General features: G+C 60.7%; 24 protein-coding genes and 1 pseudogene. 12 read left to right on the forward strand and 13 right to left on the reverse strand.

What is annotated here, in order from left to right; genetic code table 11:
• Window positions 1-481 precede the first annotated feature (481 nt).
• Window positions 482-2,722 (forward strand): heavy metal translocating P-type ATPase, encoded by a 2,241-nt coding sequence (locus ACFLEY_RS23135; protein ID WP_396604941.1) that lies wholly within the window; start codon window positions 482-484, stop codon window positions 2,720-2,722.
• A 335-nt stretch (window positions 2,723-3,057) separates the two neighbouring features.
• Entirely contained in the window at window positions 3,058-3,237 is a 180-nt protein-coding gene (locus tag ACFLEY_RS23140; protein ID WP_129557611.1) for a hypothetical protein, read from the forward strand.
• Window positions 3,238-3,285: 48 nt separating this feature from the next.
• Here the strand turns inward: ACFLEY_RS23140 and ACFLEY_RS23145 are convergent, their stop codons facing one another.
• The 6 genes from ACFLEY_RS23145 to ACFLEY_RS23170 all read right to left on the reverse strand — a co-directional run bounded on the left by ACFLEY_RS23145 (window position 3,286) and on the right by ACFLEY_RS23170 (window position 7,168).
• Entirely contained in the window at window positions 3,286-3,813 is a 528-nt protein-coding gene (locus ACFLEY_RS23145) for a flavin reductase family protein (RefSeq protein ID WP_060912169.1), read from the reverse strand.
• 134 nt (window positions 3,814-3,947) lie between these two features.
• Window positions 3,948-5,282 carry an IS5 family transposase gene (locus tag ACFLEY_RS23150; protein WP_396604942.1) on the reverse strand — a complete coding sequence of 445 codons (1,335 nt, stop codon included), beginning with the start codon at window positions 5,280-5,282 and terminating at the stop codon, window positions 3,948-3,950.
• 162 nt (window positions 5,283-5,444) lie between these two features.
• On the reverse strand, window positions 5,445-5,522 hold the full coding sequence (locus tag ACFLEY_RS23155; RefSeq protein WP_396604981.1) for a hypothetical protein: 78 nt from the start codon (window positions 5,520-5,522) through the stop codon (window positions 5,445-5,447).
• Window positions 5,523-5,608: 86 nt separating this feature from the next.
• Window positions 5,609-6,058: a YbhB/YbcL family Raf kinase inhibitor-like protein gene (locus tag ACFLEY_RS23160; protein WP_082756924.1), complete on the reverse strand. Its 450-nt coding sequence runs from the start codon at window positions 6,056-6,058 to the stop codon at window positions 5,609-5,611.
• Window positions 6,055-6,579 (reverse strand): dienelactone hydrolase family protein, encoded by a 525-nt coding sequence (locus ACFLEY_RS23165; RefSeq protein WP_306421910.1) that lies wholly within the window; start codon window positions 6,577-6,579, stop codon window positions 6,055-6,057. Before ACFLEY_RS23165 ends, ACFLEY_RS23160 begins: the two co-directional genes overlap by 4 nt.
• A gap of 160 nt (window positions 6,580-6,739) precedes the next feature.
• Window positions 6,740-7,168: a DUF2267 domain-containing protein gene (locus tag ACFLEY_RS23170; RefSeq protein WP_060912171.1), complete on the reverse strand. Its 429-nt coding sequence runs from the start codon at window positions 7,166-7,168 to the stop codon at window positions 6,740-6,742.
• Window positions 7,169-7,515: 347 nt separating this feature from the next.
• Between ACFLEY_RS23170 and ACFLEY_RS23175 the strand changes: the two genes are divergently transcribed.
• The 3 genes from ACFLEY_RS23175 to ACFLEY_RS23185 are packed head-to-tail and all read left to right on the forward strand — an operon-like array spanning window position 7,516 to window position 9,093.
• Window positions 7,516-7,815: an HPF/RaiA family ribosome-associated protein gene (locus ACFLEY_RS23175; protein ID WP_249163140.1), complete on the forward strand. Its 300-nt coding sequence runs from the start codon at window positions 7,516-7,518 to the stop codon at window positions 7,813-7,815.
• 27 nt (window positions 7,816-7,842) lie between these two features.
• Window positions 7,843-8,046, forward strand: a complete 204-nt coding sequence (locus tag ACFLEY_RS23180) for a cold-shock protein (RefSeq protein WP_306421908.1) — start codon at window positions 7,843-7,845, stop codon at window positions 8,044-8,046.
• A 36-nt stretch (window positions 8,047-8,082) separates the two neighbouring features.
• Complete coding sequence (locus ACFLEY_RS23185; protein WP_171901341.1) at window positions 8,083-9,093, forward strand: ribose-phosphate pyrophosphokinase; 1,011 nt, start codon at window positions 8,083-8,085, stop codon at window positions 9,091-9,093.
• 16 nt (window positions 9,094-9,109) lie between these two features.
• Here ACFLEY_RS23185 and ACFLEY_RS23190 read toward each other — a convergent pair whose 3' ends face one another.
• Entirely contained in the window at window positions 9,110-10,177 is a 1,068-nt protein-coding gene (locus tag ACFLEY_RS23190) for a hypothetical protein (protein ID WP_396604943.1), read from the reverse strand.
• 101 nt (window positions 10,178-10,278) lie between these two features.
• Between ACFLEY_RS23190 and ACFLEY_RS23195 the strand changes: the two genes are divergently transcribed.
• From ACFLEY_RS23195 to polX, 3 genes are all read left to right on the forward strand, one after another.
• Complete coding sequence (locus ACFLEY_RS23195) at window positions 10,279-10,944, forward strand: phosphoribosyltransferase (protein ID WP_060912175.1); 666 nt, start codon at window positions 10,279-10,281, stop codon at window positions 10,942-10,944.
• Between the two features lie 15 nt (window positions 10,945-10,959).
• On the forward strand, window positions 10,960-12,297 hold the full coding sequence (locus ACFLEY_RS23200) for a nicotinate phosphoribosyltransferase (RefSeq protein ID WP_060912176.1): 1,338 nt from the start codon (window positions 10,960-10,962) through the stop codon (window positions 12,295-12,297).
• Window positions 12,298-12,377: 80 nt separating this feature from the next.
• Window positions 12,378-14,090, forward strand: coding sequence for a DNA polymerase/3'-5' exonuclease PolX (polX, locus tag ACFLEY_RS23205; protein ID WP_060912177.1), 1,713 nt, complete (start codon window positions 12,378-12,380; stop codon window positions 14,088-14,090).
• A 254-nt stretch (window positions 14,091-14,344) separates the two neighbouring features.
• Here polX and ACFLEY_RS23210 read toward each other — a convergent pair whose 3' ends face one another.
• Window positions 14,345-15,031: a CBS domain-containing protein gene (locus ACFLEY_RS23210; RefSeq protein WP_038959233.1), complete on the reverse strand. Its 687-nt coding sequence runs from the start codon at window positions 15,029-15,031 to the stop codon at window positions 14,345-14,347.
• Between the two features lie 52 nt (window positions 15,032-15,083).
• Complete coding sequence (locus tag ACFLEY_RS23215; protein ID WP_060912178.1) at window positions 15,084-15,923, reverse strand: universal stress protein; 840 nt, start codon at window positions 15,921-15,923, stop codon at window positions 15,084-15,086.
• Window positions 15,924-16,140: 217 nt separating this feature from the next.
• On the opposite strand from ACFLEY_RS23215, the gene ACFLEY_RS23220 reads away from it, so the two are divergent.
• On the forward strand, window positions 16,141-16,584 hold the full coding sequence (locus ACFLEY_RS23220) for a host attachment protein (protein ID WP_249163137.1): 444 nt from the start codon (window positions 16,141-16,143) through the stop codon (window positions 16,582-16,584).
• A gap of 65 nt (window positions 16,585-16,649) precedes the next feature.
• Here the strand turns inward: ACFLEY_RS23220 and groL are convergent.
• Together groL and ACFLEY_RS23230 are read right to left on the reverse strand one after the other, a co-directional pair.
• Window positions 16,650-18,271: pseudogene (groL, locus tag ACFLEY_RS23225) on the reverse strand (chaperonin GroEL).
• Window positions 18,261-18,908: a GNAT family N-acetyltransferase gene (locus ACFLEY_RS23230; protein ID WP_211433936.1), complete on the reverse strand. Its 648-nt coding sequence runs from the start codon at window positions 18,906-18,908 to the stop codon at window positions 18,261-18,263. The pseudogene groL and the gene ACFLEY_RS23230 overlap by 11 nt, the downstream one beginning before the upstream one ends.
• On the opposite strand from ACFLEY_RS23230, the gene ACFLEY_RS23235 reads away from it, so the two are divergent.
• The gene (locus tag ACFLEY_RS23235) at window positions 18,807-19,043 is read left to right on the forward strand and encodes a hypothetical protein (protein WP_171901097.1); all 237 of its coding nucleotides are present in this window, start codon (window positions 18,807-18,809) and stop codon (window positions 19,041-19,043) included. The genes ACFLEY_RS23230 and ACFLEY_RS23235 overlap by 102 nt on opposite strands.
• A 31-nt stretch (window positions 19,044-19,074) precedes the next feature.
• Window positions 19,075-19,701, forward strand: a complete 627-nt coding sequence (locus ACFLEY_RS23240) for a mannosyltransferase family protein (protein WP_396604944.1) — start codon at window positions 19,075-19,077, stop codon at window positions 19,699-19,701.
• Here the strand turns inward: ACFLEY_RS23240 and ACFLEY_RS23245 are convergent.
• Entirely contained in the window at window positions 19,688-20,752 is a 1,065-nt protein-coding gene (locus tag ACFLEY_RS23245; RefSeq protein WP_026192128.1) for an IS630-like element ISRj1 family transposase, read from the reverse strand. The genes ACFLEY_RS23240 and ACFLEY_RS23245 overlap by 14 nt on opposite strands.
• A 78-nt stretch (window positions 20,753-20,830) precedes the next feature.
• Here ACFLEY_RS23245 and ACFLEY_RS23250 point away from each other — a divergent pair, with 78 nt between their 5' ends.
• A complete protein-coding gene (locus ACFLEY_RS23250) occupies window positions 20,831-21,391 on the forward strand; it encodes a hypothetical protein (RefSeq protein ID WP_396604945.1) in 561 nt (186 codons plus the stop codon).
• A 180-nt stretch (window positions 21,392-21,571) separates the two neighbouring features.
• Here ACFLEY_RS23250 and ACFLEY_RS23255 read toward each other — a convergent pair.
• Window positions 21,572-22,701, reverse strand: a protein-coding gene (locus ACFLEY_RS23255) for an IS3-like element ISRj2 family transposase (protein ID WP_129557650.1) whose coding sequence is annotated in 2 segments (ribosomal slippage) — window positions 21,572-22,449 and window positions 22,449-22,701 — 1,131 coding nt in all. Because the reading frame shifts where the segments join, the coding sequence is not laid out codon by codon here.
• Between the last annotated feature and the right edge of the window lie 105 nt (window positions 22,702-22,806).

Below are 22,806 nucleotides of genomic sequence, written 5' to 3' on the forward strand. Positions count from 1 at the left end.
GAGGCCTGGAACGTTTATGTCGCGAAAAACGGACGCGCCGAATTGCGCCAGATCGAGCTCCTACGCCGGTCCGGCCGCCTTGCAGCCATCACTTCCGGCCTCCCGGGGAAGAGGTGATTGTCTATCCCAGCGACCGAGTTGCACCGCAACGATCGCGTTGAGACCACACGATGTTTCGTTCATTGCGCTATGCCAATTGAGCGTTGCGGTCCTTCACTGAGCTAGATTCTCGCTGTTGCCTCGCATCCGCCAGTCGCGGCCTGCTTTGCAGTGATCCCAGTCTCGCTGGTCCACATTTGGTCCAGACGGTGAGTATCCTTTAGCCTTTGGTTCGTCGGCTTTAGCTGACTCTCGCCAGGCTCCTGCGACCGCGTGGTCGGAGCTGACGAGGAACGTTCGGTCTTCCCCATCTCCTTGGCGAAGCATGGCACGCCAGATGACAGCAGCACAATCACCGCTAGGGCTTGAGCTAGAGCACGCAATGACTGCGGGCATTTTGGCACGAGCGACAAACCGGTCTGATCTGGCCGATCTCGCATGGGAGCTCGGCACGGCGCCCGTGATCGGAGGACTGGCGGTCTCGATTGTCAGGGATTTTTTGGGCGGCCGCCTGGGAGTGGACGCGATTGCGCTGCTGTCGATGAGCGCGGCGCTGGCACTGGGCCAGCCGTTGGCCGGCGCCGTGGTCGCGCTGATGTATTCCGGCGGCAACGTGCTGGAGGATATCGCGATCGCCCGGGCGGAGCGCGACTTGCGATCCCTGGTTGATCGGGCGCCGCGGCAGGCCCATCGCAAGACTGGCGAGCAGATCGAGGAAGTTCCCATCGAGGCAGTCTCGGTCGGCGAGGAACTCCTGGTCAAGGCCGGCGAGATCGTTCCGGTCGATGGTATCGTTAGTTCGGCCTCAGCCAACATCGACGAGTCCGCGGTGACCGGCGAACCCATTCCAGTCGAGAAGACACGCGGCAGCGCCGTTCTTTCCGGCTCGCTGAATGCCGGTGAGACCTTCGAGTTGACCGTGACCGCGCCGGCTGGCGAGAGCACCTATGCCGGCATCGTGCGGATGGTGACCGCGGCGCAAACAGCGAAGGCTCCCTTCGTACGGCTGGCCGATCGCTTTGCGCTGATCCTTCTGCCGGTCACGCTCGTCCTCGCCTTCGTGGCGTGGCGGATCTCCGGTGATTTGACCCGTAGCCTCGCAGTGTTGGTTGCGGCGACGCCTTGTCCCCTGATTCTGGCCGCGCCCGTCGCTTTCATCGCCGGCGTGGCGCAATCAGCCCGCCGCGGCATCTTGGCAAAAGGCGGTGGAGCACTGGAGGCGCTGGCTCGCGCGCACACAGTGCTGTTTGACAAGACCGGCACCCTGACGGTGGGAGGGGCGCGGTTGCTTTCGGTTGAGGTCGCACCGGGGGAGGACCCGGACGAGGTCCTCACGCTTGGGGCATCTCTTGAACAGGCTTCGCATCACGTCCTTGCGAAGGCAGTCGTTGCCGCGGCCGTCGATCGCGGCCTCAAGCTGAAACCGCCGAAACATGTCAAAGAGGCCATGGGTTCTGGCGTCAGCGGCCTAATTGACGGACGCCAGGTCAGCGCGGGCTCGCTCGAGATGCTTCTCTCACATGCCGAGTTGTCGCCGTGGGAGCTACGGGCGATGCGCCGCGCTTCGTGGCGCTCGGCGCTGATCGTCTTTGTTGCTGTGAACGGGCGTCCGATTGGTGCGCTGCTGCTGGCAGACGAACTGCGGACCGATACGCCGCGAGCGATCCGGCTACTGCGTGATGCTGGCATCGCGCGAATCGTGATGGTCACAGGCGATCGCGCCGCAGCGGCACAGGCCATCGGTGCAGCCCTCGACCTCGATGCCGTGCTGGCCGACCGCGTACCTTCCGACAAGGTCGAGGCGGTGCGTACCGAGCAGCGGTTGCATCCGACGATCATGGTCGGCGATGGCATCAACGACGCCCCGGCACTGGCCGCTGCCGATATCGGGGTCGCGCTCGGAGCGCGCGGTGCGAGCGCATCGTCCGAGGCGGCGGATGTGGTGATTCTGGCCGACCGGCTCGACCGCGTTGGCGAGGCGATCATAATTGCGCAGCGGGCGCGGCGTATCGCCCTGCAAAGCATCTTCGTCGGTATGGGATTGTCGCTGGCGGCAATGGTAGCCGGCACCGTTGGCTGGCTCGATCCCGTGCCGGCGGCGATCGTGCAGGAGGTGATCGATGTCGCCGTCATCCTGAACGCGCTGCGCGCGCTCACTCCGGCCCTCGGCAGGGCTGGCCCGCACATCACCGCAGAGCAGGGGCTAATCTTGCATCACGATCATCAGACCCTGTTCAAGGACCTCGACCGCTTGCGTAAGATCGTCGATGCGTTGGACGATGCGACGCCCGAGTCCGCCGCAGTGTTGATCAGGGCAGCTCAGCGCATCGTTCAGAGTAGCGTGGTGATGCACGAGCGCAAGGATGAGGACAGCGTCTACCCGAAGCTTGCGGAGGTGCTGCGCGACCGCCACGGCCTCTCTGCGATGAGCCGTGCCCATCGGGAGATACTGCACCTTGCTCGCCTTCTTGCTCGGATCGTGGAGGATCTGCCGTCAGAGAAGGTCGACCGCTACCTTGTCCGAGACGCCCAGCGGGTGATCGAGGCGATCGAAACACTGGTGCGCATGCACACAGCCCAGGAGGAGGATATTTACGAAGCCGTAGCGGCCCAGGCGGCTTAGCTTTACGACCCGCGCGCCTTTTACCTTTGTATCAGCGCCCCGAACGGGCGCCACGTGTCCTCAACGAGCGTCGGCACGCCGGGCTTCTTTGTAACGGGCAGTTTCGTTTCAGTCGCCATGATCAGTCTCCTCTGTTGTTAGAGCCCCTTTACTTGGCGGCGCTGCGCGATGAGTGGATAGTTCCCTCACCGCGGAATTCGCCGGCTGCTGGTGATGTATAAAGAAGCGATGAAAGTAGGCCCGACGCCGCGTGCCGTGCGTTGATTTACGTCAACGCGCAGGACATCGTTCATGGACACAAATGTGTGCCTCTGGACCCTTCGAGGCGAATAAACATGCGAAAATTTGTCATGCTCGCCGCCGTCGCGGCGATCATAGCTGCGCCCACGAGCGCGGTGGCGGGCTGCTACCGTTTGGGCGAGACCGGCTATCACTGGTATCGTTCCTGCTGGGGTCCGCACTGGATCTATCCTCATCAACGCGTCTGTCGGCACGGCCATTGCTGGTACCGCTGAGCGCCGCTGCTGCAGTATGATATGTTAGGCAATCGTCATCGTGCGCGACTATCTCATTTTTGACTTCACCTTTAGTGTAGCGCCGTCGATGGTGAAGGACCCGTATCCACGGTGGTGAAGCGTCTTGGGGTTCTTCTGGGCAGGGGCGCGCACGACTTCCAGAATGAACAGATTATGGCGATATACCATGGGGGTATCCGCCACGCGGCATTCGAGATTGCAGAAGCACTCCTCGATTAAGGGTGCGCAGACCTGGTTTGCCGGGAGCGGGGTCAGTCCGAAACGCTTGAACTTATCGTTGTCGCGGCCGGAGCAGTTGCCGACTTTGACGACCGTGTCAGCAAGACTGCGTGAGGGAATTGCGATTACGGCCTCTCCGGTTGAGCGGAGAGCAGCGAAGCTAAAATTGGCTTCGCTGACGACACAGGCGATGAGCGGCGGTTCAAATTCCACCATCATATGCCATGACATCGTCATGATATTTGGACATCCGCGGCTGGCGGTCGTTAGCAGAACGACGGGGCCGGGCTCGATCAGCTGGTAAACTTTTGAAAGTGCACGTTGTCGAAAGACCATCTCAATTGCGACCTTCCGATTGGGCTCGAAACTCTGGTGCGGCTTCGCTGTAGATCCAGCGCTAGGGAACGACGACCACTGCACAAGGAGCGAGGCTGACAAGTCCTCCGTGAAGAACGCGGACGAGCGCTGATTTAAGCGATCTTTTGAGCCGGGACAGTTTCGGCGAAGGCGCGGATGATGGCACGCAAGAGTTCTGCGAGCCATCGCAGGAGCAGGCCGAAGTTGTAGCCGGCCGCGGCGAGGACGGCGTTGATGCGGTCACCGACGCTGCCTTTGAGATAGTTGCGGTCCATGCGGTGCTCGGCCTTGACGTGACCGATGACGGGTTCGACAGCCGCGCGACGGTTCATCTCGCTCCGGATGGAAGCCGTGACGCGGCGAACCTGACCCGAGATCCAGACCCTGAACCGGTGCGGGTAGTTGTGGCCACGGTACCCTTTGTCGACGTGGATACGACGAGCCTCCACGCCGGTGAGCTTCTCCATGTCGGCGACCACGGGGCCGAGCGTGTGGCCGTCAAAGGGATTGCCGTGCAGCGCCTTGGTATGGAGCACGAACTGTCCACCCTTCGGGGACGTCACGGGGGTGGCGATACTGACCTTGCAGCCGAACTCGTAAGGCGCGCGGGCTTTGCCCTTGCCGATGCACTCGACCTCCGGCGCATGCAACGCATAGACCTTGGGGCCGCGCTGATGCTGATCCTGGCTGCGCACCCGCTGCGCCAGATCGAGCAGCGGGCCGAAGCGCGCTTCCAGCGCCGCATCGCCATCAATCTTGCGGCGGATGTCGCGGATGATCCGGCCAAGCCGCGTCCGCAGGAACTTGAGTTGGCGCCGGGCGCGCTTGAACTGGTGAGCGTGGGTATAGCGGCCGACCATGATGGCGGCGCGCTTGGCCAGGCGCAGATAGCTCTGGCGCAGCGGCACACGGTTGCGCTTGGCAAGCCCGACGAGCTTGGTGATGGCCCGATGCATCAGCCGCGCGTCGGTCGGATGGGCAACGGCCTTGGGCTGCACCGTGGTATCGACCACCACTCGCTCCAGGTCCTTGGGACCGATGGCGCCAGTCTTGTGTGCCACCGACAGACTTTCCTGGATCAACGCGACGAGCTGCTCCTCGCCGAGCCGCTGGCGCCAGCGCGTCATCGACGATCGATCGAACGGCAGCCGGTGGCAGAAGCTTAACTCGCCGCAGAAGTATTGGTAATAAGGGTTCTCGATCCAGCGGGCGCACAGCACCTCATCCGAGAGATTGTGCATGTGCTTCAGAATGAACAGGCCGGCGACAAGCCGCGTCGGTAGGCCAGGCTGCCCCGGCCCGGTTTGGCACACCGAACCAAAGCGGTCATCCAGAAACTTCCAGTCGATCAGCGCCGCCAACCGCACCAGCGGGTGGCCCATGTCGATGATTTGATCGAGCGCCGGAAGCAACAGGTCTTTCTGGCGATCATCCCGCGGTTTGCTCATCGCCGTCCCCAATGCCGATGACCCGTCCGTCAGGGAATCACGAATCGCTCGAAAGCAAAATCCCAAAACGCAAGAAACCGCGGCCCAACACCCGGCTTTCCTGCAAAATCGAATACTTTATCGAGACAACTTCTGCCTATCTCTCAGGCCGATCTGCATTCTTCACGGACGACTGACAAGCGTTTGGAAGACGCTGCCGAGCAACAAGCACGCCAACTGGCCGCGTCCGCGCCGGCCCACGGCGAGCAATCTAGTTGAGCGGCTGCTGGCGAGGTCGATCAAGGATTGGCGGCCTCCGGATCAGCCGTCGTGACCGAATGTTTGGACTACCTCTGATACCAGCCGACGAGAACAGCCTCGGAAAGCGTAAACCGGCGGGCCTCGCGTTCAACCTCTCGGCATGACGGAGTTGGCTGAACCCGTACATGATCGACCGAGAGTGCAAGCAGACGAAAATGGTAGTGATGGGTGCCGTGCCCGGGTGGCGGACACGGGCCGCCATAGCCGACTTTTCGGAAGTCGTTGACAGCCTGCTTTAGCTTCGTCTTCTGCGCCGCACTGTCGGGAAATCCGGCTTGGGGCGCCGGGATATCGTAGACCGCCCAGTGATGCCAGATACCGCCTGGAGCATCCGGGTCATCGCAGAGCAGGACGTAACTGCGCGTTCCCGGCGGCGGATCTGACCATTTGAGGGGTGGGGAGAGATTGTCCCCGTCACAAGTGAAGCGTCGCGGGATGGCTGCCCCATCGGCGAAGGCATCTGAGAGGAGTTTCATGTGTCCTCCTTGCTGGCGGCCTGGACCGATCCCGGCGCCTGCAGATATCGTTCAAACCATTGGCCAGCATGCTCTATGACGGCTTCCATGGCGCCGGGCTCGGGAAACAAGTGCGTCGCGCCGGAAATGATCTCGATCGCCTTGGGTCCATGAAGCCGGGTCAGCGCGTCCTCATTGAGTTCGATAACGCCGAAGTCGGCGCCCCCTACAATCAACAGAGTCGGCGCGCGGACAAGGGGAAGGGCCTCGCCGGCCAAATCCGGACGTCCGCCGCGCGAGACCACGGCCGCAATGCGATCGGGGAGCCGCGCTGCAGCAACAAGCGCGGCGGCTGCCCCGGTGCTGGCTCCGAACAATCCGACAGGAAGGCTGGCGATGGCCCGGGTCTGGCCTTCGAGCCAGTTGACTGCCGTCATCAGCCGTTCTGCGAGTAACACGACATCGAACACATTCGAGCGGTTCTGCTCCTCTGCAGGCGTGAGAAGGTCGAACAGAAGCGTCGCAAAACGGCGTTCGTTCAAAGCATTTGCAACTGCGGTATTCCGCGGACTGAACCGGCTCGAGCCGCTACCATGCGCAAATGCGATCAGGCCCCGCGGGTTACCTGGAACAGACAGTCTTCCAGGCAGCCCAAAAGGCGGAATGAGAACGTCATGGGGGTGCACGGATCGTCTCCTCTGGCTAACCCTGCAAATTTCGCAGCGAGGCCGGCAGGTGAGCCATGAGCTTTTCGAATTCGCCCGGATCCAGTTTTTCCCAGAGGATCTCGTAAACCGCGCGAGCCGTCCTGAGCGGATTTATGGGAAACTGCGGAGGAAGCTCTCTGGCGATATGCGCTGCAAATTCGTCGATGTGTCTTTCCTTGGTCGGCGTTGCGGCCATATGCCAGCCTTCATAGTAGATGCCGCGCACCATGATCGGTAGTTGTGCTCCGAGCTTGACGGCGACCTCCGGCGGCAGGCGATCGCGCAGCGCATGCAGGACCGCCCGCAATGCACTGTAGGCCTGATGACGGTTCTCCAGGGCCAGCTGCTCGTCAATCGCCTTGAGCCAAACATTGGTTTCTTGAACCGAATGGTCCAATGCAGTCACACCTATGGACGTGCTCATAGCGACGCTCCCGGTCAGAGACAGATTGTCCATTAGTTTCAGCCTTGGGCCGGCCCGTTTTGACGTACCGCAAAGTTCCGTGCGGGATGCACAAAAGGGAAAGCCGCCGGGCGTTGGGGGCGCCCCGGCGGCTGAGGTCGCGTGGTGGGTTTTGGGGGATTCCAGGCCAAATAAGACTACGGAATGAGCGTTGGGGCTTGTTGATGGAGATCAAGTCCAGCTTGAGGGATGCATCGGGTCGGATTGATTTTGCGCAAAGCCGTAGGCGTGCGGCGTGATCAAATTAATTGGCCAATCTGAGGAGCAAGATCATGCAAACTCTGGCTCGAATCGAATTCGAAAATCTGATGCCGTCGCCAGACCTGCAAGCTGCAATTGATCAGCACATCTCCGAACTTGAGAAGCGCTACGGTCGAGCAACAGCAGGGCGCGTCGTCGTGCGAGGCCCCGGTGATCGCCACAAGACGGGCGGTCAATACCAGGTGAGCATTCGACTCGCTCTTCCCGAAGGACGCGAGGTCGATGTCGGACGGACGCCCAAGGAAGATGAACGGTACGCCGATCTGACCTTTGCGCTGGATGATGCATTCAAGCGCGCGCGGCGGCAATTGCAAGACCAGGTCCGCGTGATGCACGGACAGACCTAACTCCATGAAGGAGAGCCGGTTGGCACCGTGCTGCGAATCGATCCAAGCGGCGAGTTCGGCTTCCTCGAGGCCGCTGATGGTCACGAGATCTATTTCAATTGCAACAGTGTTCTGGAAGGCTGCGCGAATATCGCTGTCGGCGCGCATGTCAGCTATGCCGAGGAACTCGGAGAAAAGGGGCCGCAGGCCAGCACCGTGAAGGTCCTGAGCAAACACAGCATGCGGACATAGGTGGCTCAATGGCGCGCCATGATGGATAGCAGCTGGATGCCTCGCACGGCATTGACGCGGAGTGATCGATTCCGCCTGTTCGCTCTGAACGGAAGCACCGAGCTGGGCGAGCAAATAGCGACTTCGTTGAGCGGCACGCTTGCAGCTCATGAAGAGCGCAGCTTTGAAGACGGCGAGCACAAGATCCGTCCGCTCGATACGGTTGCCGGTCACGACGTCTATGTCGTTCATAGCCTTCACGGCGGGCCCGTCGAGAGCCCGAACGACAAGCTTTGTCGTCTGCTCTTCTTCATAGGAGCCCTAAGAGACGCAGGTGCTGCGAACGTGACCGCAGTCACGCCTTATCTTTGCTATGCGAGGAAGGATCGCCGAACGAAGGAGAACGATCCCGTGACCATCCGCTACCTGGCGTCTCTGTTCGAGGCGGTCGGTACGAGCAGGATCGTCACACTGGATGTGCACAACGAAGCTGCGTTTGAGAACGCGTTTCGCTGTCCCTCCGTCGCACTCACTACAGCGCCGCTGCTGATCGAAAAGATCAAGTCGATCGCAGGCGACCAACCGATCAGCGTCGTCTCTCCCGACTTGGGGGGTGGAAAGCGTGCCGATCTCCTGCGGGAGGCGCTTGAGAAGGCGTTGCAGAGACCGATCGGCAAGGCGTTCGTCGAGAAGCATCGGAGTTCGGGCCGCGTGTCCGGCGACCTCTTCGCCGGTGAGGTGTCCGACGCGCTCTGTGTCGTCGTCGATGATCTCATCAGCAGCGGCGGAACTTTGGTTCGTGCGGCAAAAGCGGCGCGCGCTCATGGTGCAAGAAACGTCATCGCGTGCGTTGCTCATGGGCTGTTCCTGCCAGGGGCTGAAACGGCACTTGCGGACGTATCGATCGACCGCATCATCGCCACGGACACCGTTCCCCCATTCCGGCTTCCTCCTGGGCCAGTGCTTGCCAAGCTCGAGATGATCCCGGCAGCTCCGCTGCTGGCCGAAGCCATCAAACGGCTGCATCAGAATGAGTCGCTGGCCGATCTGTTGATGTACCAGGCTTGACGGAGTTCTGCTCGATTCATTGGGCGAGCTGCCGTTCGAGTTGCTTGGCATCGGCTTCGGCGAGGGCAAGATAGGCACGCGCCAGGCGAGGCCATTTCTCCGGCGTGCGCGGTCGCGCGTCGAGCAAATGCGCGATGGACAAGCGCGCCCGTAGCATCGCGCGACTAAGTCGATAAAACAGAAATACGCCGCTTGCGGGGTCATCATGCAGCGTGCGTGCCAACCGCCGTCGGATCGCATCGCCGAACCAGCGAGCATCGAGCCGCTCGCATTCCAGGTGCAGGAAGGCGATCTCGTCCAAAGCATCGTTGGCCCGCAGGCGGGAATTGAACTCGAGGCAGTCGATGATCGGGAAAGGAGGCCTGAGCCAGATGTGCTCCGGCCTCAGGTCGCCGTGACCATCGACGATGAGTCTCCGAGAAACCCGGTCAACGAGCAGTCGAGCATTGCGTTCGAGAAATCCGCGCTGGACGGCAGAAATATGTGAAATCTTGCCACACGGCAGGTCGAAACGGCGATTCAACAGTACGCGCCAATCGAGGACGGCGACTTCATAGAGCGAGGCCAGATAGGCCTCTGGTGCGATCAGGAACCGCGCGGCATGCGAATAGAAGCCAGCCAAAACTGTTGCGAGCCGTTCGGCGTCGGCCCGGCGAGCATTGCCGTTGCGCAGCATGGCGTCGAGGGTTTCGTCCTCGTTCAGCCTGCGCATCACGACGAGCCAGTCGGCCACCGAACCGGAGCCGCCGATTGCGTACCCTGAAGCGCTTTCCGTCAGCGGGACGACGCCTAGATAAACGTCGGGCGCAAGCCGGCGGTTGAGGCCGGCTTCCGCCAGGCACGCGGTCTTGCGCCGAGCCAGCGTCGAGAAGTCGAGATAGGAAAAGCGAACCGGCTTCTTGAGCTTGTAGACCCGCGCGCCGTTCATGAAGACCCAGGACATATGGGTCTCGCGTGCCTGAATGCGATCAGGGGCGGGGGTGTAGCTCTCGGGTTGGCTGAGGAAGGCGACCTTCCGGGCAAGGGCAGAGATGCTGTCGTTCTCAGCATCGTCGATCGCAAGTTCGTTCTGACGGTCCAGCATGGCAATCTATTGCCAAACGAAGAGGGAGACGGTTTGACACCGATCAACGATCCGGGGCACCGGAGCAATAGTCTGGCCAAAACTCAAGCGGATCTGCCGATATGCTGTTTCAGGACAGAGAAGACGCCGGCCGCCAGCTGGCCAGAGCCTTGGTGAAGTACAGGAGTCGCCATCCCGTGATCCTGGCGCTGCCGCGCGGCGGCGTTCCCGTGGCGGCGGAGATCGCTGCACAGTTGGAGGCACCTCTCGACCTGGTTCTGGTGCGCAAGATCGGCGTGCCCATGCAGCCGGAGCTGGCGATGGGGGCGGTGGTGGACGGGGAGCAGTCGCTAATCGTCCGCAACCAGGACGTCGTCGAATTGGCGGGCGTGAGTGAGGAGACGTTCGACGTGGTCTGCCGGGAGGAGCTTGCCGAGATCGAGCGGCGGCGCGTCCGTTACCTCGGCGATCGTGCCCGGTCTGACGTCAAAGGGCAGGTCGCGATCATCGTCGATGATGGCATTGCGACCGGCGCGACGACACTCGCGGCAATCCGGGCGCTGCGAAAGCGGGAGCCGAAGGAATTGATCCTTGCTGTACCGGTCGCGCCGCTCGAGACGTTGCAGCGGCTCCACACGGAGGTTGATGCGATCGTCTGTCTGGATACGCCGCGGGATTTTGGCGCGATCGGTTACTACTACCGTGATTTTCGTCAGGTTGACGATGACGAGGTCATCGCAATCTTGGAGCGGTTCCCCGCGAGGAAGATGGCGGCGCCGGCCCCCTGAATCCCGAGGGTTCCCATGGACAGGTCACCAAGCGCGCTCCTTACCGATCTGTACCAATTGAATATGGTGCAGGCCTATCTGGAAACGGGCCAGACCGAGACCGCCGTATTCGAGTTTTTCGTCCGAAAGCTCCCGCCCCAGCGCAATTTCCTGGTGGCGGCCGGCCTGGAGCAGGCGCTGGAATTCCTTCAAGAGTTGCGTTTTTCCGACGATGAACTGAGCTGGCTCATCCGCGGCGGCAGGTTCAGCGCGCGCCTGATCGACTATCTCTCCGATTTCCGCTTCAGCGGCGACGTTCACGCGATGCCAGAGGGCGCCGTGTTCTTCGCCAATGAGCCGATCCTCCGAGTCACGGCGCCCCTTCCCGAAGCTCAGCTGGTCGAAACCAGGTTGATCAATGTCTTGCATTTCCAATCGCTGATCGCGTCCAAAGCAGCACGCATGGCGCTGCTTGCGCCGGACAAGCTGCTGGTCGATTTCGGACTGCGTAGAGCTCATGGCGCCGAAGCCGGTCTTCTTGCCGCCCGCGCCAGCTATATCGGAGGTATTGCCGGCACTGCGACTGTTCTCGCTGAAAAATGCTTCGGGATTCCGGCCTGCGGCACGATGGCGCATTCGTTCATCCAATCGTTCGACGACGAAACGGCAGCGTTCGAATCCTTCGCGCGCGCAAGGCCGAAGGACCTAGTGCTGTTGATTGATACCTACGACACGGAAATGGCGGCCAGAAAGGTCGTGGCCTTGGCTCCCCGGCTGCGTACGCTCGGAATTTCCGTCCGTGGGGTGCGGATCGACAGCGGTGACCTGGTGGCGCTCTCGAGACGCGTGCGGCGGATTCTCGACGAGGGTGGTCTCAAAGACGTGACCATCTTTGTCAGCGGTGGCATCGAGGAAGAGACATTATCGTCCTTCATTCGCGAGGCGGCGCCTATCGACGGCATCGGGATCGGGACCAGTCTGGCCACGTCGTCCGATGCGCCGGCCCTCGACTGCGCCTATAAGCTCCAGGAATACGCGGGCGTTGCGCGGCGTAAGCGTTCGGCCGGAAAGGCGACTTGGCCGGGCCGCAAGCAGGTGTGGCGTCGCTACGATGCGGAGGGCCTTATGGCGTCGGACGTGCTCTCGACGGAGGACGATTCTCAAGAAGGGGAAGCCTTGATCGGCCCTGTCTTGCAAGAAGGGCGTCCGGTCGCGCATCAGCCATCGCTCCAGGATATCCGTGCCCACGCCCGGACACAGGTGGAGCGATTGCCGAGGGGTTTTGAACGCCTCCAGACTGGCTCGATCTATCCCGTCCACGTGGCGGCCCGGCTTCAACAACTGGTAGCCGCTGTAGACTTGAGAATGACGTAGGTCGCTCTGCTTGTTCCTCCTGATCTGCATCAAAGCGATCGCTCGGTGTGCGCCTAGCTTGCCAGGGCAGGGAGGCGCCCATGCCGGTCCAGAATGCCGAAATCGCCGAAATGTTCGACCAGACTGCTGAGCTCTTGGAGATCAAGGGCGATAACCCCTTCCGCTCGCGCGCCTACCGTAATGCGGCCCGATTGATCGAGCGCCTGCCAAAGAGCATCACAAGCCTGCTTAAAGCAGGAGAGGATCTCTCCGAGTTACCTGGCATCGGCAAGGACCTCGCGGGTAAGATCGAGGCAATCGTCGCGACCCACAAATTCGATGTACTTGACCGGCTCAAGCGCCAGCTGCCAGGTGATCTCGGCGAGATCGCTGCCCTTCCTGGGTTGGGGCCAAAACGGGTCAAACTGCTCTACGACAGGCTGGGTGTCCGCTCGCTTGAGGATTTGCGGCGCGCGATCAGGTCGGGACGATTGCGGGAGTTGAAGGGGTTCGGGGCCAAGAGCGAGCAGAAGCTTGCGGCGGCGCTGGCCAAGCCACAGGTGGAAAAGCGCTTCAAATTGTCCGAAGCTGAGGCCGAAGCGGAGGCGTTGCTGAACTATCTGCGCGACACCAAGCGGGATCTGATGGCGGTTGCCGGAAGCTATCGCCGTAGGCGCGATACGGTGGGCGATCTCGACATCGTCGTGGCCGCACACAACGGCGCGGCGGTTGGCGACAAGCTCAGCAAGTACGAGAATGTTGCCAACGTGCTGGCACACGGTCCAACCAGAACGACGGTCGTCCTCCGCTCCCGCCTTCAAGTCGATCTGCGGGTCGTTCCGAAGGCGAGCTATGGGGCAGCCCTGATGTACTTCACGGGTTCCAAGGCCCACAACATCGCGCTGCGTGGTCTGGCCAATGACCGCGGCTGGAAGCTCAACGAATACGGCCTGTTCGAGGGCCAGCGACGCATCGCCGGGGTGACTGAAGAGGAAATCTACCGCAAACTCGATCTGGCCGCGATCCCGCCGGAAATGCGCGAGGATCGCGGCGAGATTGCTCTTGCAAAGGCCGGTAAGCTTCCCAGGCTGATTGCGCTTGGAGATATCAGGGGCGACCTGCATGTCCATTCCAGCTGGAGCGATGGGACGGCCCCGGTTGCAGACATGGCAGCCGCGGCAAAAACGAAAGGTTGTGACTACATCGCCATCACCGACCACAGCCAGCATGTCACGGTGGCACATGGTCTGGATGAAGCCAGGCTGAGCCGCCAGATTGATGAAATCCACCGGTTGAACGAGAAACTGAACGGTTTCACCGTGCTCAAAGGGGCGGAGGTCGATATCCTCGCTGATGGGCGCCTCGACCTGCCCGACAAGATATTGTCGCGGCTCGATATCGTGGTCGCGGCCGTGCACTACAAGTTCGATCTGTCCCGCAAGCTCCAGACGGAGCGCATCGTCCGTGCGATGGATAACCGCCACGTGTGCATCATTGCCCATCCGACGGGAAGGCTTATCGGCGAGAGAGAGCCCTATGAGGTGGACATCGAGGCTATCGTCGTGGCCGCCGCCGATCGCGGCTGTTGTCTTGAGCTGAATGCGGATCCAGACCGGCTGGACCTCACGGACATTCACGCCCATGCGGCGAAGTCAGCGGGCGTCAAGCTCGCGATCTCGACAGACGCGCATGCAACGGCTGGCTTTTCCAACATGCGATTTGGCGTCGATCAGGCACGTCGCGGCTGGCTAGAGCCAGCCGATGTGATCAACACGCAGCCGCTACCCAGATTGCGAAAGCTCCTAAGGCGGTAGCAGAAGGGCTCCGACATGAAGCGCAGAGAATTTACCCTGTCTGGGCGGTTCTCCAGATCGGCCATCGCGACTATGAACGGCTATTCGGCCTGAATGACGCCGCTGTTGGTCGTCTGCGCAATTTCGCTCGCGGCCATCACTGCGTCGCGAGTTTTGCCGACACTGCCGTTGTGGTTCGCAAACGCACCATCTCGGCGAAGGAAAGATCTAACAGCTAACGATTTGCCGACCGCACTCAGACCCCGGCCGACAATTCAGTAGACAAAAACTGGCTCGTGAATGAGGTGGTCGTTGACCACGTCCACGCCGGGCACGTTTATGGCCACGGCGTTGATCCCCTTTCTCGCCTGCTCGGACTCGACGGTCCCCCATAAATCCACGATTCCGCGCGTGACGATGACGTTGATCTTGTGGGAGTGCGCCCAGGGCTGCTTCTTCAATTCTTCCATCAGTTTCCGACGGATCGTGGCATCCGACAGTGCAATCTCGAGCTTTGGCCGGGCACTCGCGACGGCCTGAATAATGTTCGCGCGGCTGACGATGCCGACCAGGTCGCCCGCTTGGTCGACAATGGGCACTCGCTTGATGCCGTTCGTTTCGAACAATTCGGCAATCTCAGCCAGGGGCGTTTCGGGTTCGGCGATCTTGACCTCCCGTGTCATGACGTCCACAATCTTTCTGGCATGAGACTTGGCATAGTCCGCCGCCATCGCTCCATCTCCGGACAGCATGTGCAGCCACCACGAGTAGCGACGCTCCGTCTCGGTTTCGATGCGATGCATCAAGTCGGCCTCGGTGACGATGCCGACGAGCTTTCCTGTTTTGTCGACGATGGGGACTGCGCTGATGCGCCTGGCAACCATTGTCTTCGCCACGTCCTGCACGGTTGCATTCTCTTCGGCCGTGATGACCGGGGACACCATTACATCTCGCGCTTTCATGGCAATCTCCAAAGCAGCCTTCTCGTCCTCTGATCTGACCGGAGAGTTATCGCTAGTGCGACATCAGCGCCGGCACCGTCATCGTGTTCAGCATCTCGCGGGTGACGCCGCCGAAAAGGCCCTCCCGGATCCGGGAATGGCCGTAAGCTCCCATGACCAGCATGTCGAGGCCTTCATCCGCTGCCAAGGATAGGATCGAAGGCTGGACCTCGGACCGTTCAGCCGTCAGCTCGATCAGGGTCGTCGCGATTTCGGACCGGCCCATGTGTTTCATCAAGTTCTGCGCGGATGCTTCCGCCGGAGCAACCTGGACTTCATTGATCGAAATCACCACCACCGCCTCCGCACCTGACAGAAGCGGCTTCGCATCCTTGACTGCGCGGGCCGCGGAGCGACTTCCGTCCCAGCAAATGCCGATGCGCCGGGGCCTGAAGGCGCCCTTGAAAATGTGGGGGATCACGAGGACGGGGCCGCCAGCCTGAAGTAGAATTTGCGTTGACGTCGCATTGTCAAAGCTGTCCTGCGCCGTGTCCGGCTGCAATACGACGGTGAGGTCATAAAGCCTTGCGGCAGCCCCGACGGCGGAGGCCGCCTCGGCCGGCAAATCCTGGATGGAGCGACATCCGTACGGGATCTCCGCCTTACGCGCCTCCGTCTCGAAGACGGCAAGCGCGGCAGCGCTACGCTCCGTAGCTCGCTCCTGCTCCATCTCGAAGACGGTAGCCACGCCAGTCACAACCCCATCTGCTGCGAACGCTATGCCAGGCTGTATGTATCCGGCGGCTATCGCGTCGAGATGAGCGTGCAGCGCCCCCGCGAGTGAAGTAGATGCATCGATCACCGGCTGCGGTGGTCGCTCAGTAGGAATATGAACAAGAATGTCTTTGATCATGATGTTCCCGAACTCCCAACCAATCGCCGGGCAGAGCTGTGTTGATATGAATCAACCACCATCGCTGCATCTGCGACCAATGAGATGAAGTACGAACCTGGGAAACCACTGCTTGACCTCGGTCAAAAACTGACGCGTCTCCTTGGCATGCGTCACTGGCTCTGACGTAAATACCTGGTGGAACGGCGACACGGAGCCTCTGCTCATGAGTATAACGATGATCCCGCACAACGCGATCGTTTTTGTCGGCGACGGCCGAAAGGCGCTGTTCTTGCGCAACGAGGGCGACGCGGAATTCCCGAACTTGAAAACCGAACGGGTCTTCGAGGATGACAACCCGCCGACCCATTTGCAGGGTAGCGAAGGTCCCGGGCGGATCAGCAAGGCGGCTCATTCTGGCCAGCGAAGCGCAGTCGAGGCTGTCGACTGGCACGATCTGGAAGAACACCGGTTCGCACGCATGGTGGCGGCAGCTCTCGAGAAACTGGTTCGCCAGCAAAAAACGAGAGCCATCATCGTCATCGCGCCACCTCGAACGTTGGCGGATCTTCGCAAGGCTTTCCATCAGGATGTGAGGAGCTGCATCGTTGCGGAATTACATAAAGACCTGACCAAGCATCCGGTAGCGGAAATCGAGAAGCATCTGATTGGAAGTGTGTAGCTCCGTCGGGGTGAGTTGCTTCAGAGCTGCAGAGGTCCGCTGGACATCGACCATGAGCCGATGGACTACATTGTCATATCCGGTTCCTGTCGCCGCTCCCGTTTCGGCTCCGGGATTTCGGTCATGGTCGCCTCTGTCAAAAGCAGCACGCTTGCCACGGATACGGCATTCTCCAGCGCGGTTCGCACGACCTTTGCAGGATCGACAATGCCGGCTTCGACCAGGTCGACATAGACTTTCCGGGATGCGTCAAAGCCGAAATTGCCTTGGCCGCCGAGCATCCGTGCCACAACGACGCCGCCGTCGGCGGCCGAATTTTCGGCGATTTGGCGGGCAGGGGCCTCAAGTGCTCGCTTGAGGATCTGAACGCCAGTCCTCTCGTCACCTTCGCAAGTCGCTTCTTCCTTGTTCACCGCTTCGATGCAGCGCAGCAATGCGAGCCCGCCACCGGGCACAATGCCTTCGGCCACCGCCGCCTTGGTCGAGCTGATAGCGTCGTCAAGGGCTTCTTTTTTGGATTTCATCTCGGCTTCGGTCGGCGCGCCGACGCGAATCACCGCGACGCCACCTGACAGCTTCCCAAGCCGCTCCTCGAGCTTATCACGGTCATAATCGCTCGTGGTCTTCTCAATTTCGTGCCGGATCTGGACCATCCGCGCGTCGATCCTGGCACGATCGCCGCCGCTGCCGATAAGCGTGGTATTCTCTTTGTCGGCAACCACGCGGGCAGCCCGACCGAGCTGCTCTAGCGTCGCCCTCTCCATTTTCAGTCCGAGCTCTTCGGAAATGACCTGGGCGCCGGTCAGGATGGCGATGTCCTCCAGCATAGCCTTGCGTCGATCGCCAAAGCCTGGCGCCTTGACAGCGCAGGCCTTGAGCACGCCCTGGAGCCTATTGACGATCAGTGTTGCGAGCGCCTCGCCCTCGATGTCTTCCGCGATGATCACGAGGGGCCGGCCGCTCTTGGCGACCTGTTCCAGGAGTGGCACCAAGTCCCGCAATGCGCCGATCTTGTGGTCGCAGAGCAGAATGTAGGGATCTTCGAGGACCGCCTCCATGCGGTCCGCATCAGTGACGAAATAGGGCGACAAGAAGCCGCGGTCGAATTTCATGCCTTCCACGACGTCGAGCGTGGTCTCGATAGTCTTGGATTCCTCGACTGAAATGACGCCTTCGCCGCCGACTTTTCGAGCGCGTCGGCGACGAGTGCGCCGATGGTAGGATCGTTGTGGGCCGAGATGGTAGCGACCTGCGCCTTTTCCGCTTTCGTGTTGACCGGGCGTGCCATCGCATGCAATGCGTCGATCGTCACCCGTGCAGCGCGATCCAGACCGCGTTTTAGATCAATGGCGCTCGCGCCGGCGACGACGTTGCGGACGCCATCGGCGAGGATGGCATGGGCGAGGATCGTCGACGTGCTGGTGCCATCGCCGACCACATCGCCGGTCTTTTCTGCCGCCTGCCTCAATACCTGTGCGCCGAGGTTCTCCTCGGCGTCCTTGAGATCGAATTCCTTGGCTATGGTGACGCCGTCATTGCAGACGATAGGCGCGCCCTAACTCTTCTGGATCAGGACGGACTTCGACTTGGGGCCCAACGTCACCCGTACCGCGTCGGCGAGCAAAGTGGCGCCGCGCAAGACCTTCTCGCGTGCGGCCGAATGAAACAGAACCTGCTTATGGGGCATCAAACAGTCTCCGCGTATTAGCTCGATACCGCCGAAAGATATGTCCAATTGGAGCGCCTCCGTTGACTTTGATCAAAAGCGGCGGCGCAATCACGCCCGTGAGACGGTCTCGGCGAGCCGTCACAGAAACGCTGGCGGTTCTCGGTAGCAGGTGGCGCGCCTTCAAAGAGCCTGTCGATCCGATCAGCCTGCAATACGGGGACATCGCCACGACCTTCCATTCGGGCCAGTGACTGACGTGCGTGCTGACTGGGGACTCCAACGTGGATGGATCCGATTTCTCTCTACATTTCATCAAGCTTCGCTTCGCTGCCCCTTCGGCGCAGACAGCTCGGCTCATAAGAATACTTCCCCCGGAATGCCGAAGTCGCGGATGTGAAGGGACCTCCGCAACACCGCGCTCGATGACACCGTGAGTCCGATAGAAGTGCCGCGCCAGCATGTTGTCGGCCAATACATGCAGGCCTAGTCGAGCTAGGCCAAGCAACTGCGCTCGTGACTGCGCCCATAACAGGGGTCTCGTACCGAGCCCTTGATGTCTGACATCGTCGTGAACCGCCGGCGCGTTCAACAGCAAGCTATTTTTCTCGTACAATTTCAGGATCTGGCGAATGTGATCCAGACGTTCCCTTGGCACGAGAGGATAGGTCTCGCTTTCGACATCGCGCGAAGCTCTTGGCTGACGGCAGCGTTGATGTGGTCGCTCCGTTCAGAGCTTGATCCAAGTCAACACGTTCGAAAACCCAGGGCTGACAATTCAATCGGCCTCTGACAGGCAAGGCCCCACGGGGCCAGGGTCTCGAATGCTCACCTATGATCGACAAACGATTCTTTGCGCTGATCATCTCGACCGCGTTTCGGGCCGCAAAGGTTTATATTACTCCTATGGCTGCGCGATCCTGATTTTTCTGCTTTCGCGGCTCGTGATCGCGCTGGGGTTGCTCTTCTCCGGGAAGTATCTGCCGATCGCGCCAGACGTCTGGTCGGCGGGGCCATCCTGGTATCATCAGCTCCTGCAATGGGACTCACAATGGTATTTCAGGATCGCGACAGCAGGATATGGCTACAATGGCGATCCGACCGTACCTCAAACCGTGGTCTTCTACCCGCTCTACCCACTGCTCTCTCGCGCGATCGCGACGGTGTCCGGAATTGACATTGCCGACTCCATGCTGCTCATGTCCAACATTGCCGGTCTTTGCGCGATCGTTGTCTTGTTCAAGTTCGTTCGCGAGGATTTTGGCGACGAGGTCGGTCACGCGACCGTTGCGCTGTTGAGCTTCTTTCCGACCTCGGTGGTATTCTCGGCCGGGTACACCGAACCGCTCGCGCTCTTACTGATCGTCTCGTTCTTCCTTGCATTGAAGAGCAAGCATTTTGTGTGGGCGGCCCTGTTGTCGGCTCTAGTACCCGGAATCAGAGCTGAGTGATACGGCGGCCTTTGAAACGGCGTTGACGGACCTTTTTCTTGGTCCAGACGAAGGGCTCGGCTCTGTCGTTGTATGCGTTGACGTAGGCATCGATGTGTTCCTGAAGCTGCTTGAGGCTCGTGAAGGAGGTGCCGCTGAGCGACTGCCCCTGCAAGATGGAAAACCATACTTCGACCTGATTGAGCCATGACGCACTTGTCGGCGTGAAATGAAATTGCACGTTGGGGTGGGCCTTGAGCCAGTCCTCGTTCTTTTTATGGGTGTTGAGGTTGTCGAGGATGACGTGAAGCTTGCGGTTCGGAAAAGCCGCGGTGACGCTGTTCATGAAATCGAGAAACTCGACGCGGCGCCGGCGTTTTGAATGGGTCGCGATGATCTTTCCGGTGGCGACTTCGAGCGCCGCAAACAATGTTGTGGTGCCATGCCGCTTGTAATCGTGGCTTTGGCCGGTCAAGGCGCGGCCATTGGGCAACTTCAGATAACCCTGCGCTCGCTCCAAAGCCTGGATCGAGGGCTTCTCGTCCACGCACAGCACAATGGCCTTCGCCGGCGGCGCGACATAGAGGCCGACAACATCGGCGGCTTTGGCCGTAAAGTTCGGGTCGTTGCTCTCGCACCAGGACTTGCGAGCCACCAGGTCAATCTTGTGGCTGCGCAGGAACCGCCAGACATATTGGACATCGACATCGCCCAGCGCCTCGGCCAGCAGGGGGCCGGTCCAGCGCGCAAACCCTTGCGGTGGCGGCTTATCCAGCAGCTTCAGAATCCGCTTGTCGGTCGTCTTCGTATAGATCGGCTGCTTGCCAGGCCGCGGCTTGTCTTGCAGCCCTTCAAGGCCATGGTCGGCATAGCGATGCCGCCAAAGGCTGACAATCCGCGGCTGGACCCCAACTTCCTTGGCGATCGACCGGGTGCTGCGCCCATCCGCCGCCAACAGAACTATCCGCGCCCGCTTCAAATCGCGCTGCAACGTCACCGGTGAGCGACAGCACGCCTCAAGCACCTTGCGATCTTTCCTCGAAAGGTGGACTTCTCTTGCTTCGGGTATCATCCCGACCTTGAATCACGACTCACGTTCCAAGAAAAGTGGGTACTAGCCTCGGCAACCCGAGCAACGGGCACTATCCTGTTGGCGGTCTTGATGTGGGAGATTTGGACGAACCGCGGGCAGCCGCTGCGGCTTCGCGCCGCTATCGTCTATGCATTGCTTGCCATCTCCGGCCTCTGCCTGTTCATGGCCTATCTCTGGTATGCCTTTGGCGATCCGCTGCTGTTGTTCACTGCTCAGAGCGGCTATCACCTCGGAACGACCATGGGTGCGCGATTCATTTCGGCGTTGGCGTTGGAGCCATTCTCTCGAATGATCCTGGATGATTGGAATCCGTGGGGGTGGGATAGCTGGTTCACGCTTCTGTTCATCACAGCCATCATTGCGGGCTCTTTTCGATTGCCCACCTCACTGACGCTGTTCGCCTTGGGAGTTCTGTTGCTGCCATACTTCTCCCTCAGTGGCGGTCCGTCAGGATTTGTCTCGATGGGTCGCTTCAATCTGCTCTCATTTCCCATCTTTATCATCCTGGCGCAATTCGGGTTGCGGATGAAACCGGTCATGATCGGCATCGTCGGCTTGTCCGGTGCTGCACTCTTCATGGATACCGTGCTGTTCGCGCGCAGAATCTGGATCGGATGAGAGAGCGGGTGACACTCGATGGCGCGAGCATCCCAGAGCTGGCCCCGGTTGTTTGGACAGCGCCCCGCTGGATTTAAGTGGATTCCTGCCGGGTTATGCTGAACGCGGGGCTTTACGGTTTTGTCGTTGCGTCGGGAGGGCGTAGCCCGACCAGAGCGACGACAAAACCGTCGGCGACGGTCATGCGGCCATCACCATAGCTTGCGTGCCGAAGTAAGCCTCGTCGGGCGTGCGCCCGTCAAGGCTCGAGTGAGGGCGTCCCTGATTGTAGAAGGCCAGATACTTGGCAATTGACGCTAGCGCCTCGGACACGCTGTCGTAGGCGCGGAGATAAACTTCTTCGTATTTGACCGTGCGCCAGAGCCGCTCGACAAACACGTTGTCGCGCCAGGCGCCCTTGCCGTCCATGCTGATGGCGATCTTCGCGTCCAGCAGCACATCGGTGAACTCGAGGCTGGTGAACTGGCTGCCCTGATCCGTGTTGAAAATCTCGGGCCTGCCGTGCTTCGCCAACGCCTCCTGGACCGCTTCGACGCAGAAGGCCGCCTCCATTGTGATCGAGACGCGATGGGCCAGGACCCGTCGGCTGAACACATCGACGACCGCCGCGAGATAGACGAAGCCACGCCGCATCGGAATGTAGGTGATGTCCATTGCCCACGCATGGTCGGGCCGCTCGATCTTCAATCCGCGCAACAGGTACGGGTAGATCTTGTGACCCGGAGCCGGCTTGCTCGTGTTCGGGCGACGATAGACCGCCTCGATCCGCATGCGCTTCATCAGCGTCGCGATGTGGCGGCGACCGGCGTATACGCCCTCCCGCCGCAGCAACGATCGCAGCATACGCGCTCCCGCGAAGGGATAATCGAGATGCAGCTCATCGAGCCGACGCATCAAGGCAAGGTCCTCGGCCGAAACTGGCCGAGGTTCATAGTAGACCGTGCTGCGAGCCAGCTTCAGGACCTTCGCCTGGCGCACGATAGAAAGATCATGACCGCGGTCGATCATCGCTTTGCGCTCAGCAGGCCCGCCTTGGTGAGCGCGCCGGACAAAAAATCGTTTTCCAACGCCAGCTCGCCGATCTTGGCATGTAACGCCTTCAAATCGACCGGCGTCTCGGCCGATGTCTTGTCATGCCCAAACACGCCGGCGGCGCCTTCCAGGAGCTGGTTTTTCCAGATCGTGATCTGGTTCGGATGAACATCAAACAGTTGCGCCAGCTCCGCCAGTGTCTTGTCGCCTTTGACCGCAGCCAAAGCAACCTTCGCCTTGAATGCCGGAGAATGCGTCCGGCGGCTCTTCTTCGTCATCTTCGCTCCTGATTCGCAGCAAGAATCCTCGCCGCTGTCAGGCAGAAAATCCACTCAAGCTACTGTCCGAATTTGCGGGGCCAGCTCTCCAGATCTCGAATTCGC

Origin of the sequence: Bradyrhizobium sp. YCK136 (assembly GCF_044570075.1) — a bacterium.
Taxonomy (GTDB): Bacteria; Pseudomonadota; Alphaproteobacteria; order Rhizobiales; family Xanthobacteraceae; genus Bradyrhizobium; species Bradyrhizobium diazoefficiens.